Source organism: Microbulbifer sp. CAU 1566, from assembly GCF_023156515.1.
GTDB lineage: Bacteria > Pseudomonadota > Gammaproteobacteria > Pseudomonadales > Cellvibrionaceae > Microbulbifer.
The window spans coordinates 170,892-185,657 of the sequence record NZ_JALNMG010000002.1 but is presented as its reverse complement, the minus strand read 5'-3'; the positions used below and the strand labels follow the sequence as shown (position 1 = coordinate 185,657).

At 46.2% G+C, this 14,766-nt stretch carries 12 protein-coding genes; 7 read left to right on the top strand and 5 right to left on the bottom strand.

The genetic code is table 11. The annotated features are described in order from the left end of the window. The first annotated feature begins 345 nt into the window (after nucleotides 1–345). From M0G74_RS05935 to M0G74_RS05915, 5 genes are all read left to right on the top strand, one after another. Nucleotides 346–1,452 (top strand): ATP-binding protein, encoded by a 1,107-nt coding sequence (locus M0G74_RS05935; RefSeq protein WP_207002365.1) that lies wholly within the window; start codon nucleotides 346–348, stop codon nucleotides 1,450–1,452. Between the two features lie 44 nt (nucleotides 1,453–1,496). Further along, nucleotides 1,497–2,045, top strand: a complete 549-nt coding sequence (locus M0G74_RS05930) for a helix-turn-helix domain-containing protein (RefSeq protein ID WP_207002367.1) — start codon at nucleotides 1,497–1,499, stop codon at nucleotides 2,043–2,045. 281 nt (nucleotides 2,046–2,326) lie between these two features. Then, nucleotides 2,327–2,929 carry a TIR domain-containing protein gene (locus tag M0G74_RS05925; RefSeq protein WP_248215585.1) on the top strand — a complete coding sequence of 201 codons (603 nt, stop codon included), beginning with the start codon at nucleotides 2,327–2,329 and terminating at the stop codon, nucleotides 2,927–2,929. After that, nucleotides 2,893–4,353, top strand: a complete 1,461-nt coding sequence (locus M0G74_RS05920) for an SIR2 family protein (RefSeq protein WP_207002371.1) — start codon at nucleotides 2,893–2,895, stop codon at nucleotides 4,351–4,353. Before M0G74_RS05925 ends, M0G74_RS05920 begins: the two co-directional genes overlap by 37 nt. Nucleotides 4,354–4,361: 8 nt before the next feature. After that, entirely contained in the window at nucleotides 4,362–4,946 is a 585-nt protein-coding gene (locus M0G74_RS05915) for a toll/interleukin-1 receptor domain-containing protein (RefSeq protein ID WP_207002372.1), read from the top strand. Nucleotides 4,947–6,351: 1,405 nt separating this feature from the next. Here M0G74_RS05915 and M0G74_RS18225 read toward each other — a convergent pair. Then, nucleotides 6,352–6,633: an ATP-binding protein gene (locus tag M0G74_RS18225; RefSeq protein ID WP_277987244.1), complete on the bottom strand. Its 282-nt coding sequence runs from the start codon at nucleotides 6,631–6,633 to the stop codon at nucleotides 6,352–6,354. A gap of 711 nt (nucleotides 6,634–7,344) precedes the next feature. Here M0G74_RS18225 and M0G74_RS05905 point away from each other — a divergent pair. Then, entirely contained in the window at nucleotides 7,345–9,060 is a 1,716-nt protein-coding gene (locus M0G74_RS05905; protein ID WP_207002374.1) for a hypothetical protein, read from the top strand. Nucleotides 9,061–10,263: 1,203 nt separating this feature from the next. On the opposite strand, the gene M0G74_RS05900 is transcribed toward M0G74_RS05905, so the two are convergent. The 3 genes from M0G74_RS05900 to M0G74_RS05890 all read right to left on the bottom strand — a co-directional run bounded on the left by M0G74_RS05900 (nucleotide 10,264) and on the right by M0G74_RS05890 (nucleotide 13,182). After that, nucleotides 10,264–11,088, bottom strand: coding sequence for a metallophosphoesterase (locus tag M0G74_RS05900; RefSeq protein WP_248215583.1), 825 nt, complete (start codon nucleotides 11,086–11,088; stop codon nucleotides 10,264–10,266). Between the two features lie 117 nt (nucleotides 11,089–11,205). Continuing rightward, nucleotides 11,206–12,651, bottom strand: coding sequence for a DEAD/DEAH box helicase family protein (locus tag M0G74_RS05895; protein WP_248215580.1), 1,446 nt, complete (start codon nucleotides 12,649–12,651; stop codon nucleotides 11,206–11,208). A 3-nt stretch (nucleotides 12,652–12,654) separates the two neighbouring features. Continuing rightward, the gene (locus M0G74_RS05890) at nucleotides 12,655–13,182 is read right to left on the bottom strand and encodes a hypothetical protein (protein WP_207002384.1); all 528 of its coding nucleotides are present in this window, start codon (nucleotides 13,180–13,182) and stop codon (nucleotides 12,655–12,657) included. A gap of 125 nt (nucleotides 13,183–13,307) precedes the next feature. Here M0G74_RS05890 and M0G74_RS05885 point away from each other — a divergent pair, with 125 nt between their 5' ends. Continuing rightward, nucleotides 13,308–13,628, top strand: coding sequence for a helix-turn-helix transcriptional regulator (locus M0G74_RS05885; protein ID WP_207002386.1), 321 nt, complete (start codon nucleotides 13,308–13,310; stop codon nucleotides 13,626–13,628). An 85-nt stretch (nucleotides 13,629–13,713) separates the two neighbouring features. On the opposite strand, the gene M0G74_RS05880 is transcribed toward M0G74_RS05885, so the two are convergent. Then, nucleotides 13,714–14,676, bottom strand: a complete 963-nt coding sequence (locus M0G74_RS05880) for a site-specific integrase (RefSeq protein WP_207002388.1) — start codon at nucleotides 14,674–14,676, stop codon at nucleotides 13,714–13,716. Nucleotides 14,677–14,766: the final 90 nt, after the last annotated feature.

Genomic DNA, 14,766 nt, shown 5'->3' with positions numbered 1-14,766 from the left:
CACTACCCAATACGTTCTGAGCGCACAGTTATTAAAGCATTGTGTGGTTTTATGGAAGTATTTGCATGCTATTAATTTGTTGGCGCAACTGCCTCCTGAAGAATAGCGAAATAGTGATATTTGAACAGGCTCGATTGGGGTAAATGTTAGCCGGGGGCATGTTATTTTTTCTGGATAGTTCGCTTTGCGGAAGAGAAAATGTTCCTCTGATTTCTTTCGATATGCCCCTCCTGAAAAGATTGCAATTTGATTCGAACTCATATGTTCTTTGGATAAATAGCAGTCATAATTTAATGCCGATTTTGATTCTAATTTACTACACCACGAATCTAAGGATTTTATTGAGTGATGCTTGATAAGGAAAAAATAAAAAACATCCTTCGTAAGTCTCCGGGGCTTACTGGAAGACAAATTTCGAAGATTCTTGGAGTCGAAGATAAGTCTGCATTAAATAAAATTCTCTACGCAAATTCTGACGGGCTAATACAGAAGGGGTGGAAATGGTATGTACCTGATGAATGCCATATTTTTGACTTGACTGGAAAGTCGAATTGGGTTAGTGAGCATGACTTTGAGAATAGCCTGAAGATAGCTGGATGTTTGCTATCCTCGGAAGAGGATAGGTGTGTAATACGATTCCCTAAAAATTGTAAAATACTTTTAATTGCTGGGGCCAGAGTAATTGCTCTGGCAAACCAAGCCGCCTATCTAGGTAAGTCTATCGAACTGGACTTTACAAATTGTCAAAGTACAAAGAACTACCTTGATCGACTGGGATTCTTCGATCACTTGAATTCCGATGTTGCAGTATTGCCAGCGAGACCTGCCGGTTCTAAAGCGAAACAGTATCGAGGTAACAGTGAAAGTTTGGTTGAAATTGCTTCAATCAATTTGGAAAAATTTGACTATTCCTTACCTAAAAATCTCACCAAACGCTTTGCCTTTCACGCAGGTGAAAACTATTACCAATCTGCCTTTACTATCTTTTCGGAGTTGATTGGCAATGTACAGGAGCATAGTGAGACTCCCACGCCTGGCTTTGTCGCACTGCAGCTATATAAGGGTAAGCGACGTCATATCCAAACAGTGATTTCTGATAGCGGACTTAGCATAGCCTTGACGCTAAAGCGCAATTTGCAAATGCACTATCCAAACCTTTTCAAGGAGCTTGAACTGTCAAGCGTTGACGCGGATATTTACTTGGTTTCACGGGCATTGACACAAGGGGGCCTAAGTCAGTTCGGCTCCCATCCTGATGAAGCGGCCAGAGGATTGGGTCTTAAGCGGACGCAAAGCCATGCCGCCAAGTACAATGCGATCGTAGTTGTGCGACAGCCAGAGTTCGAGTTGAAAATTAAATATAGAGATGGGGAGCTAGTCGACATTTCTCAGAAAAAAGGACTATGTCGGATCGATGGAACTCAAGTTTGCTTTGATTTTTACCTAGACTAAGATTAGTATGTTCTCCTTAAATTAATCCTGTTAAGCAGAACCGTATGTTAGTTAAACTGCTCGAACTTACAGATAATAATGACCATCCATTCGGCAATATATTAGGCCGAGAAGTGTTTAAGCGGCTGCAATGTGTTGTAGATATGAATCCTCTAAGCAAGTCGTTTGAAATATCTCTGGAGGGTATTGTGGCAACGGACTCTTCCTTTCCGCGAGAGAGCGTTATCGCATTATCAAAGCAGCTTCGTGGCGAAAAGTGGTTTTACATTACTCACGTCAGCTCCTTGGATCTCATTGATAACTGGGACTATGCGGCTATTGCCAAGCAACAGTCTTTGGTACTGATATCGGATAAAGAAACTCGGGTCATAGGGCCAGATGCAAAAACATCCACTAGAGAGCTGTTGAACTTTGTATTGAGCCAAGAAGGAGCAAGTACCGCGAATGTTGCTAAAGCTCTAGGAATCTCAGTGCAGAATGCAAGTACCAGGCTAAAAAACCTTACAAATCAAGGGCTTATCATGAGGCGTGAGGTCTCTTCACCAACCGGTGGGATTGAGTTTCTTTATGCTGGACCTCAATTTTCTGGTTAAACAGGTTGATTTAAGGGGATGTTGGGTATAGAGTCTATCGCATGGGTACGGGATACCCATTTTTAATGCTCTCAGGTTAAACTGCTTTATTTAAGGAGATTCAAAATGGCTACAAATCCCCCCAAAGGTGATGGTCGTCGCAATGGTGCCGTACGCGATCGCTCTCAAACTCGGACTACTAGTGGTCACTGGGTAAAACGGGACGCTAGTACCGGGCGTTTTATGGATGTTAAGACCTCTGACAAGACACCGTTTAAGGGTGTCCGGAAAGAGAAGTAACAATGGCGATGTGTGCTGGAGTGAGACGAGATGGGGCACGCTGTTCAATCCTATGTTCCGGTGGCCACAAATACTGCAAGCATCATCTGTCACAAGGAACATGGGAGAAAGCAGCCAGCTTCGGCACCGGCGCTCTATTGGGCCAACTAATTGCTCCAGGATTGGGGGCGGCGCTCGTTGGTGGTGCATCCTACTTGTTGGGAAAAAATATCATCGGAGAAACAGTAATGTTTACGAAAAGAAGAGTATTTGTGAGTTTCGACTTTGATGAAGACCGAGCCTTGAAAGATTTCATCATCCAGCAAGCGAGAAACCCTGATTCACCATTTAATGTAATTGATCATAGTTTGAAAGAAGCTGCTCCTGAGCGGTCCTGGAAAGATAAGGCACGGTCAGCAATCAAACGATCCGATATCGTACTTGTTATGGTCGGCCCAAAAACTTATAGAGCCCCAGGTGTCTTGGCTGAGGTATCGATGGCCAGGGAGGAGCGTATCCCTATAGTTCAGGTTATTGGCTATAAAAATGGGGCGTACACGCCAGTTCCCGATGCCGGAAGGTTGTATCGTTGGAATTGGGAAAATCTAAAAAATTTATTGGGGTGATGTCATTGGTTTCTATTGAGAACTTCATTAAGAAATTTTCTCGTGAGATTGACGAAAATAATGCAGCTATTTTTGCGGGAGCAGGGCTGTCAGTTGGTGCTGGGTTCGTAAACTGGTCTGATTTACTGCGAGAAATAGCTGAAGAATTGAATTTGGATGTCGATAAAGAGACTGATTTAGTATCGCTAGCCCAATACCATCTAAATGATAGAGGCGCGAATCGAGATGGGTTGAATCGGGCGATAATCGATCATTTTTTGAATGAAAATTCTGTAACAGAGAACCACCGTATTTTAGCTAGATTACCAATAGCGACATACTGGACAACAAATTATGACTGTCTAATCGAAAGGGCTTTGAGCGAGGCCGGAAAGATCCCAGATGTTAAGCACGCGAAGGCTGATCTTCCACGAACAATTCGTAATCGTGATGCGGTCGTATATAAAATGCATGGCGATGCCCAGTACCCTAACGATGCAGTTATAGCTAAAGATGACTATCAAACTTACATGCAAAAGAGGGGGCCGTTTGTCACTGCTTTAGCTGGTGAGTTGGTTTCTAAAACATTCTTATTTCTAGGCTTCAGTTTTAGTGATCCAAATTTAGATCATGTCTTAGGTCGGATACGGTCAGAGGTAGGTATATGTCAGAGAACTCATTACTGCATACTTAGAAAAGAGCAGCAACAAGAGTCAGATAGCCCCGGTGATTTCGAGTATCGACAGATAAAACAGAACCATTTTGTTAATGATCTTAAGCACCGATATAACATCCAGACTGTTTTGATAGACTCATATGATCAAGTTACAGAAATACTCAAGAAAATTGAATGTGTTCATAAGCGAAAAACTATTTTCATTAGTGGTGCAGCAGACGACTATTCACCATGGAGCGACGCTGATGCGATGAATTTATGTGCGGATATTTCAGCATTGGTAGTGCAAAAAGGTTTTCGTATAGTTAACGGTCTCGGCCTGGGCGTCGGTAGCGCGATTGTAGAAGGTGCATTACGAGAAATATACAGAAACCAAAGAGGAAAGTTGACTGATCAACTGCAAATTCGTCCTTTCCCACAGTCAGACGACGCTAAAAAAATATGGCGGCGATACAGAGAAGATATGTTGGATTACTCTGGAGTGGCGATATTTATCTTTGGGAACAAAGCCATTGAAAATGGTTTGGCTAGTTCAGCTGGCATGAGGGAAGAGTTTGACATCTCTTTGGCGAAAGGTGTTTTGCCCCTTCCGCTAGGTTTCACGGGAAGCATTTCCGAGGAGTTGTGGCGTGAAGTTGTGTCTAATTTCGAAAATATTTTTCCGAAAAACCTTAAAAATATTAAACCTTACCTGTTGTCCTTAGGGGACAAGACAAGGTTAGATAAAGATCATTTGAAAACTCTTGAGAGTATATTGAATAATTTATAGGTCCTTTAATGGCATTCTTCACAAAAGACGAAGTACGGCAAGCTGCCCGCGCGAAGGTAAATAATAGTTACAAAATCAATGCCAAAGCTATTTTGGAGTCAGAGATAAGATCTGCGACTTCCTACGATAGCTTTGATGTCTTTCTATCTCACTCCTCAAAAGATGCTGAATTAGTTTTGGGCGTAAAGGAAATTCTCACGCGTAAAGGAATCAAAGTATACGTTGACTGGCAAGACGATCCTCAGGCCAATCGGGAGAGCGTATCTGCTGAGACCGCTGAACTTTTGCGCGCTAGAATGAAGCAGTCGAAGTCTTTGATTTTTCTCGCTACGGACAACGCTTCAGGATCAAAATGGATGCCTTGGGAGCTGGGCTACTTTGATGGGTTTAGTGGCGGCTCAGTTGCAGTATTACCTGTTTTAGACTATGCCTCTTCATCTTTTAGAGGGCAAGAGTACCTAGGGCTATACCCAACTGTTGATAAAGGCCAATATTCCAATGGCCAACCTGAAACCTTTGTTAGAAAGCCGGGTGCATGGTTAACTCTCGATTCGTTTCGAAAAGGAAATACTTCTTGGAACAGCTATAGATAATTTGTTGTATTTCAGACTTTCTCTACCGGGTGGCGGTGTTTCAGAAAGCTTTCTGTCAGTTCAGGTTCAGTTTACAAGCTTTTAAATCTCGGCCTTTAGGTAATCCTTGACGCAATACTTCGGAATTCGACGTGGCATCGGATTCACAAAAATACTATTACACTTAATTCTTCGGTTGACTGGTCGAAATCGACTCATTTTTCACTTTTTCAAGGCTATCTATAGCGTGCTCGAGCTGTCAGCAAGGACTGAATACTGCCCCCTATCGGACAAAAAATTTCGAAGTACACTTGCCCACTGCGCCCAAATCACTATTCGGTCGTTGTGGCTAGTGAGCGGATTGCGCCAGCAGTGAGTTGGTACTTCAATTGATAGTTCTTTAACGATATCGAAAGAAAAATCGCGTAAAGCTCAATACTTCGTTGATTTATATGGACTAGTCTAGGTGCATGGTTGACGCATGACACTTAAATGGGTGATGGACTGATTTCGGGTAAATCGCTCGTCTCTTGATCCCTAATCCATGGATTTTATTAGCTATTCTTCTATGGGGTTTGACCAGAATTGGGCATTTGGATGGTCCACGGGAGCGAGAGTGTGACTAGTCAAATACAAATACTGCGATCTTTACCAGTAATAAGCCTGCTGGAAAAAGTATCGTCCGAGAGCTGGACGACACGCAATCGGCGCTGGCGCAATCCTATGTAGCCTGTACCAATATTTCTGGTCACTTCCCACAGAAACTGCTAGAGATAAGTGGAGCCGACCTAGGTGCTCATGGCGCTCCATCTTTCCGGGTGCAGGTTTCGTTAGAATTGGCGATGGTACGATTTGAGGTTGAGAGCTGGGGGATGGGGTAGTTGAGGGCGTTTGATCCTGGAAAGCGCTTCATAACATGTAACGAGCGCTTGCCGATATCGCTCACCGGCTCCTTAAGTGTCCCGCCGCAAGCCTTTACCTGACCACATTGGCCTTCATGGTATACCAGTGTCAATGGCTACTCATTTTGAACCACCTTCGGCCAATGACATTGACCGCACCCAGTGCGGTAGAACCGGTAGTTTTCTGCTTCAGTCGACAGCTCTCTCCTCCCAGCATGAAGATATGTTAGTGGTGGATGACCGGGTTGCTGATGGGCACCGCCACGTTGTAGTCGTGTAAGAATCCTCCCCAGGCAGTGAAGTCTTTGTTGGTGGTCTCAGGATGATTGAGCGGTACTCGTACAGCTTGTTGATCAACTGGAGCAGGTTGCAGCGGGCCTGGCGTGTCATCGCTGTTCATCAATGATGAGTACGTCTTATTTACCCAGTTGGGTAAGCCGCTTTTTCAGCTCGCCCTTCATCTCCGCCAGTTCCAGGTCTTCGATCAACGCTAGCGCGGTGCGGAACAGGACTTTGTAGTCGGCCTAGACCGCTTTCTGGCCGCTGCCAATGGCCAAGTGGGTCTTGCCCGCGCCGGGCGATCCAATGAACACGAGATTCTCCCGCTGGTCAATAAAGCCGAAGTCCAGCAGTGCATTCGCCTGGCGCTTGGTCATGCTGGTTTGGCGACGGTAGTCGAAGCTTTCCAGTGGTTTCTCGGCCAGACGCTGAGCAAAGACTAGGTAGGACAGCTCCTGGCTTTCCGCTTCGGCGAGCAGATTCTGCAGGGACCGGTACTGCGCGGTGGTGAGATCAAGCTGGCTCATGGGTCACCTCCTGGCCGCTGGGTCGGTTAAATTGGACCTAGGTACTCAGCCACTGGTGTCAGCTGGCTGTCTCGCGGTGAGCTGCGGGTGTTACAACAACACCTACGGCGATCCCGGGCGTCCGGTGCGTGGGCCTTCAGCGGGTCATGGGCGCCTGTCAATTGGTCTTTGTAGATCCGCGGCGAGGCGCTTTGAGCGGCTCGCAGGGGTCCGAGGCCTAGCCTGTTGGTAGCAATCCGCCGATGGCGGCTTTCTGGTCGGCGATGCGCTGGGCTAGGTCGCGGTAGTGATTGTTGTTCTTGATGATGCGGCCCTTTTCCCGGCAGAGGGTATGGTGGGCGATCTATTCCCCGGTTTCCAGGTCGTGGAGTTGATATCATCAAAAATATGAGATGACTATATTGTGTTTATATGGTAGGACTGCGCAATGCCCTCTGTCGACGTCTAGTGGAACCAGAAAGTCTTCAGGTTTGATCGAGAACAGTCAATATTTGCCCATCAATACTCACCTTCGCTTTAACTAAGAAGTATTTAACGATGTGAAAACCGGCGATCAGCTGACCGGGTATTTACAGAAGAAAAGTTGCTTTATCAAACTCACTTCTGCGTCACATAATGTCTAAATTGCCATAAATTGGCGCGCATAACTGCACTGATGCTGGCTTCTTTTATATATAGTACCGCTGAACGTCATAAAACAGGGATGTCAATATGGTTATACTGCGTAGTTTACGTCTAATAGCATATGTTATTCTTTTAAGTTCATTTTCATTTTTCGCTATTTCACAAGAAAGTATTCCTGATTCAGATTCGAAATCAGTTCATTCAATTACGAAAGAAGCTATCGGTAAGTCAAAGAAGAAAATTACTAGAGAAGACCTAACTCAGCTAAGTGAACGAGGAAAGCTAACAGTAACAAAATCTAAAAAGAGACTACGTTCAATCTATCATCTAGATGGAATTAACATACAAATAGTCAGCGAATCGAAAGATGGCGATATTATTGATCTAAGTTTCAAAGTTGGATCTCTGGTTGTTGACTTTAGTTACGGGGTTAGTACGAACGACTTCTCCATAAATGGTTATGGTACATCACTGACATCCGTAGAAAAGGTGGCATTTCAGTCCCTGTCCTATAAGTTAGACTCTGAAGGTTGGGCGAAAAGCCGAAACTTGCAAAAGCAGTTGATATATAAAGCTACAGGATGGCTGTCAGGTACACCCGTAGGGGAACCGATCAGCGAAATATCAGGAAAGATTCAAATTGATGCGAGCGCATCAACGGGTAACGGAGAAGCTAAAGATGATGCTAGTAATGATTATGCTAAAAGTGAAGTAATTGATGAAATAATATATCCGAGTGCGCCTTGTGAAAATCCAGATTCAGCTTTAGCGCCGAGTGCTAGCTGTCCACCGCCTCCCCCTCCATGCTACAACCTCTCAGATAATGACAATGTGACATATTTTACATGTGGATGGGCTTATAGAACTACTTCACATGACGCATGTCCTTCGCATGGCTTGAGAAGTTATACGCACCTAATTGGATGTACGACACAAAATGACTGTGTTGGTCGGTGTGGTCCGGGATGTGGCGGGACTGATGGTACTGGGGTTTACTCCCAAGATTGCGCTGATCACGATATGTGCTGTGATGTGCACGGGCATTGTTTAAGCGCAGTGGGAAATCTTTGCAGCGATGAGTGGCGAGAAGCCGCAGACGATTTTTTGTCGTTTTCCAACTGTCATGACTGTTTGAATCCCGAGCCTCCAGTTTGTGGAGGATCTCTTGCTTCCACTACAACGCTATTGTTGGGGGATGGAACGAATGGTATTCAAATTAGCGAACTCAATTTTGATCTTTATAGATCAAAAATCAATCCTGGCAAACCGACATTTGTTGAAGAGTGGGGCATCTTGGAAAAAACCGGGATGGGTAAGTTAGCTTTAAAGGGAGCATCTACTGAACAGTTTTCAGATAAGCTCGACTCAATATATGGCTCTCTTGAGTTCGAAATGACGGGCGCTGAGAGAGAGGTGCTAATAATAGAGGCTGCTGATGGAGCACACGACCCTTCAATGATGGGGCGGCTTCCGACAATTAGATTTGAGGAGAAATTTCCACCTGGTTTGCTTAAGAAAAGTGAGTCCATTTGGTTTCGCTCTGAAATAGATGAAAACGGAGCTGTTGAGAGCGTGCAAATTTTGAATGAGAAATTTAGCGATTCTAGGAAATTAAAAGAGGCTATTTCTAACGGAGTAGGTAGTTCGATATCATCTGCTATGCCTCATCGCATGGTTGTTTTCGGAAGAGCTGAGGCTGCCGATCGGGGTTACATCAAGTCTGATGAAAGTCTTGTTTTGGTCCCTCAGTGTTGTGGTGGCGGTGGTGGGTGTAGTTCAGATCCCAATATTCAGTGCCCATGACATTAGGTTTTTAGTGTTAAGGGGCTGTATAAGTGAAATCTTATTTATTGAAGACTTTTCTGGTCGCATTTATTGGGTTCAACGTAGTTGGTTGTGGAACAATAGTTAGGACTGGATTTGATAACACCCCGAATCCTTGTAAAAAAGAATTAAGCTATGTTTTCGGAGGTGTAAAACTGGATAGCATGCATATATGTACAGCCGCTGCTTCACACTCAAATTTTCGTAAAATAATTATACCGTTTGCTCTGGTTGATTTACCACTCAGCGCCATAGCAGATACTGTTATACTTCCATATTCTGCATATTTAGACCACAGAACAGATAGTGAGTGCGCAATGAAAGGTAAGTAGATTTTGCAGCCCGATAACCCGTGAGGTTATCGGGTTAGTAGTTAGGGAAATTCTGAATAAAACCGTGAATTGGATTAGTTCAGACCAGATCTGACACATCTCCTTGAGAAGAAGGGGTTTGAACGAATCTTGGACAAAGTGTGGATTGCTTCATTCTGTGGTTCGGCTTGTATACTGGCTTGATCACCAGCTCGGGTATACGGGAAAATCATGAGTCAGGATGGGGTGTGCCGCCGGCTGGATGCCGAACTGCGATCTCAACTCAGCACTCAAATCATCGCTCTTTTCACCCACTGGGAGTTGCCTAAGTCTCAGCAATACACCCTGCTTGGCCTTCTCCTGGATAGGCCTGTGATCCCGGAAGGGCTCCGTCAGGGAGAGCCCTTGGCGGATGACACCGATACGCTAGACCGGGTGCGGATTCTTCTCCGAACACACAAAAGCCTACGGATACTTTTTCCAAGAAATCAGGATCTAGCGTACTGTTGGATGTCCACACCGAACAGGGCCTTCCGTAACCATTCTCCGGTGGAGGTTGTTGAACAGCGCGGCATGCTAGGTCTCCACCAAGTCCGACCCTATCGACACAGGCAGGTAGGGCATTGTAGTGGGCTACCAACAGAAGCACCTGATTGCACATCAGATACTCCTATTTCGCGTAGCTGTTATGTGCCCCAAATTGAAAATACGTCTTAATGGCAAGCCAACTTTCGGGCTCATTGTGGGTATAGCGGGGTGCACCGGTGTCTTACCGGTAATAATTCCGCTCATATTTGTTGTCCACTTGTTGATAGGTGGATACCTAAATTACACGGCGGAATTAGGTTGGGACCGCAGGTGTACCGGATGGCTACCTTGAAAACTCACTAACGCATATCAAAGCCAACTGCTCGCCTCCCTCGCCACGATAGGTGTCCAAAAAGTAGCAGTTGCCCACGGAGACTGGCCTGGGTACGAAATTGTGGCCAAGGTAGAGTGCATCGATGCCGCTGATCTGAAATGGGGCAAGCGCTTCCGGTTGGGCATGGTCAATTGTGTCCAGGTGCTCCAGGAATAATCGTTTGTATTCGGCCAAAGTACGCTTTACATTGCCCAGGCCGAGCAGATGCCTATACAGCTGGCTCGCTAGGGAACGATCCCACAAGAACTGCTCCGCAGCGCTAGCCATTCGCTCGTCGTTTTCGAGTGATATGTCTGCTGACCAGGCCTCTTCGATAGCGGTTAAGGCGAGCTGAGTCCGTGGCCAGCTACCGCCGATAACATTGGCGTGGACTAGCCCGATACACTGGCGGCCGGTATCCAGCTCAATGGCCCAAGGCCAGCGTCTGACCTGGCTCACTAAGTGCTGCCTCTGAGCCCGCGGCAGCATGTAGAACCATTCACCGCCGTTAGCGCGATGCCTGGCAGCGGTCTCGGGGTTCTCGAACCCGGCGATCATCATCGCTTCATGATTGCCAGCAACACTGAAAAAGGTTTGTTGATCAATCATTGCGAGGAGGGCTTCGCTATCCGGACCTCGGTCGACCAGATCCCCAAGAAAGAACAGGCGGTCAAGAGATGTGTCGAAGGTGACCTCCTGCAATTGCGTAAGCAGTTGCTGCAAGTGGCCGTGCACATCGCCGACGACAAAGTCCCGACCCGTAAGATTCCTGTCAATTTTGAGAAATAGACTCATGAGAAATTCGCGCGGTTGATTGAAGGCTGAGAGTTTCCGCTTTCGATACCTCTCAAACGAGCGACACTGAGACGAATAATGACAGTTTACCGCATTGATATGTCGTAGTTGAGGTTATCAATAGCTTTTGGCCAACTGTGGCGATAACCGTTTGCGAATGAAATTTCCAGATATGTTTATTGATCTCAAGTAGTTTCTTGATAAGTCTGAATCTTGGTATGTGGCGTCAATCGGCAGTTCCAAATCTTGCCTTTTGTCGTTAACTCTTACCGTCGAGTAGACAACCTCCGGCTCTTGAGGGGAAAAGCTGATAGTTCCCGATTTCTGACTATTTACATTTGATCTGGGCAGAATCTCGACTGAACTTACTTGGTCATGATTTTTTGAAAGAAATGATTTTATAGTGGCGGTATTTGGGATGTCACTTTCAATTCTTTCTGCGTAATCCATTAGCGTTGGTTCTGCGGGAAAATACATATACCCAATTTCATTAGGGCCGCCACCGGAACGCAGAATTCTGCCAAGGATTTGGCGGAAGTACAGTTCGGTTTTTACTCGGGTTAAATGACAGCATACCTGAAGGCGGGGGATATTCGTTCCTTCACTGATCATGCCAACCGATATGATCCATTTCCTATCTGATTTCTTGAAGTTGTGGATCGTAGATATGGAATTTTCATTTTTGTGCGTTACGATATCGGCATGTTCACCTAATTCACCAGCAAGAATTGCATGTATCTTCTCGGCATGGGCAATTGATGTGGCGACTATTAATCCACCAGAATTAGGCTTTTTCGTCCGTAATGAATCCAATTTCTGATTGGCTTGATTCAAGCAGTAGAGAATTAGGTCTCGGCTTTCCAATAGCTCCTGATAGGTGCAGTCAGATTCGGTAAGCAAACTTCTGAAAGATCGATACAGTTTACTATCATCGTCGCGCTGAAACTGAACTTGATTGTTGTCAATAGCAATCATAACTGGCGTTCGGCACACACTATCTAATATCGCTTCATTGAGGCCGTATTGGTAATCACAGTGAACCATATGATTTTCATCGCAATAGTTTGCCAGGACTACGGGTAGTAGGTCTGATCGCCAGGGCGTTCCGGTGAGTGCCAATGTATAAGATGCGCGTCCTTGTATATGGGTGATAATTTTTTCACCCCAGGCGTTTGAGTACTCAATACTGTTGCCCGCGCAATGATGGATCTCATCAAAGATTACGAAGACTCTGTATTGCTCAAAAAGGGCCCAAAATCGCTCTCCGAGATTACGCAATGACTGGTATGTCAGCGAAGATCCGGAAGACCCAAGCAATCCGTCAATGCGATTGCCGGTAATTTGCTCCAACTCATATCTAAAATCCTCAGCCACTACAACAGAAGGAGAAAAGCAAATTACTAAGTCTATTAGATTTGAGTCAAATAATTGATTGGCTAGGGTGGATGCCATTACTGTTTTCCCTGCACCAGGAGTTGCTAGACACATGAAATGTGTTTTTCCCGTACTGTAATACTCAAGCGCTTGTGATATGCACTCGGACTGCCATTTTCGTAATTGCATTGATTAAGATCGCTTTACTTCAGCGAGTACGGCCTCGATAGCCTTGACTCGTCCCTGCGTTCTAGAAAATTGATCACGCGCACGATCGTAGAGCACTTGGATTTGGCTCCTTTTCTCCGGCGCTGTTTTACTTAGCTCTTCATACTCTTCGACTTCCCCGATCGCCTCCAAAAGCTCGATTTTGTATTCATGTAACTTTCCCTCAAGTATCGCGAGAAAGCTTTCATTTGGGGCGTTGGGCTCTTGTGTCGATAAAGGAGCAACGCGCGCCACAGAGAAGATTCGATAGAAATCTTCAGTAAGTTGATACTGCTTAGCTCTGCCGGATGTTGAGGAGGTGCCCACAATTAACTGATCGCCTTCCAGGGCTTTGACCGCCCGGGCAACAATCTGGCTTGCCGCGCGCTTGGTGGGGCTGGTGCAGCGAGGAGACGCAAAGTAGGCCTGAGTAAGCGCAGGACAAGTGAAACTGTCAAACTTTCCCGAAACCAGCAAGTCGAGTAGTTCCGGCTTAATTTTCGATGGAGTCATGGGGGAGCGCAATCGAGTAGAACATAAATATACAGCTTGGAGGTGGCGCTTAGGATTCCTAAGTATACCGGATGCCCATATACTTAGACAATCTAAGTCCCTGAGAACTCGAAGATGCTTATATTTTGCCCAACTCTTCTCCCATCCCGTTGCGTCTGCTCCAAGCGCGCACCGCGAAAGGCATCAGCCAGAAGGAGCTGGGCATCCGCTTGGGTATTGAGCCTGGCTCGGCCAGTAGTCGCATGACGCATTATGAAAAGGGGCGTCATAGCCCTGATTACCAAATGCTCAAAAGAATCGGCAAAGAGCTGGGTGTGCCCGTAGCGTACTTTTTCTGTGAGTCGGATGTCTTGGCGGAGCTGATTTGTAAAATCGATAAGCTTTCTAAAAAGCGGCAACTAGAGCTTCTTAGGCAGTTAAATGCATCACCAAGCCACGTAGAGTGATCTCTTCGGCCCGGCGAGGGAAGGGGATCCAGCTAGCCTTAATTGTTCAAAATGTAGCTATTTGATCGGAACCGGGTTGCTTCATTTATTCTGGCAGATTGTGAATAGGCTTTCTCGTCGAGATGTTTTGTTCGATGCGCTGTTGTGAGAACGGATCCGCAGCATCGACATACCGCATTGCCGATTGAACATCCTTCCACCCCACATATTCCATCAACGTTTTCGTATCCCAGCCATTAGCATTTGCCCAATTTGCAAATCCACGGCGCAACGAGTGGCTGCTGACATTCTTGTGGTGCAATCCCGCTTGCTCAATCATGTGTCGAAGTAGGGGGGATATGCTGTTTGAGGCAAGTTCAGTTTCAGAAAGGTGTCCCCAGCGGTTAATGGCTCGAAATACGGGCCCCTCGGCGATATCTGCATTCTTTATCCATTCTTCGTAAGCCGACACCGGGCATAGGTGGCTCAACGCCGGCACCTTGAGTTCACGACCGAGGCTTTGTCTGTCACCTTTGCTTCTCGGGAGATAGATCGTCATTCCTTCTCCTGGTCTAACTGTCACCAACTCCACCCGTAGCCGACAAATCTCATCGCTGCGGAATCCACGCCAGAACCCCAGCAGAAGCAGGGCGCGGTTGCGAGCGTGCACGATGGAGGCCTTTCTGTCACCTTTTTCCACTGCAATGGATAGCGCCAACTCTAGCTGGCCGGCAATAGTAGTCAGCTCCTCTAACTGTATCGGGCGTGCACGCTTTTCTCTGGTCGGGTGTAGCTCCCTAATACCCTTGAGTACTTTTTTTACTATCGGTGCCTTGGTTGGATCTGGAAAGCCTTGATCTCGATGCCATTGGGCCAGGCCTGAAAGGCGTAACTTCAGCGTATTGATGGCCAGTGTTTCAGCGTGATCTGCCAGATACCGAGCGACACTATCTGCTGTTGCTGGCAGGAATCCGCCCCAGCTGACTTCAAAGTGTTGAACTGCTGCCTGGTAGCTGCGTCGCGTGTTTTCACGGGTAGCCGCGTGAATATATTGGTCGATGTTGCTCATGCGATTCTTGTCCGCGCCCTGGGTTGAGTTGCCAGGTGGATGTTGGAGTGAAAGAGGGTTTCGTACCGGCTGAGGTTAGTTTATGACAAA

Coding starts and splice junctions, on each gene's coding strand:
- M0G74_RS05925 (WP_248215585.1), top strand. CDS start 2,327: ATGGCGATGTGTGCTGGAGTGAGACGAGATGGGGCACGCTGTTCAATC.
- M0G74_RS05880 (WP_207002388.1), bottom strand. CDS start 14,676: ATGAGCAACATCGACCAATATATTCACGCGGCTACCCGTGAAAACACG.
- M0G74_RS05905 (WP_207002374.1), top strand. CDS start 7,345: ATGGTTATACTGCGTAGTTTACGTCTAATAGCATATGTTATTCTTTTA.
- M0G74_RS05915 (WP_207002372.1), top strand. CDS start 4,362: ATGGCATTCTTCACAAAAGACGAAGTACGGCAAGCTGCCCGCGCGAAG.
- M0G74_RS05890 (WP_207002384.1), bottom strand. CDS start 13,182: ATGACTCCATCGAAAATTAAGCCGGAACTACTCGACTTGCTGGTTTCG.
- M0G74_RS05900 (WP_248215583.1), bottom strand. CDS start 11,088: ATGAGTCTATTTCTCAAAATTGACAGGAATCTTACGGGTCGGGACTTT.
- M0G74_RS05930 (WP_207002367.1), top strand. CDS start 1,497: ATGTTAGTTAAACTGCTCGAACTTACAGATAATAATGACCATCCATTC.
- M0G74_RS05895 (WP_248215580.1), bottom strand. CDS start 12,651: ATGCAATTACGAAAATGGCAGTCCGAGTGCATATCACAAGCGCTTGAG.
- M0G74_RS18225 (WP_277987244.1), bottom strand. CDS start 6,633: ATGAGCCAGCTTGATCTCACCACCGCGCAGTACCGGTCCCTGCAGAAT.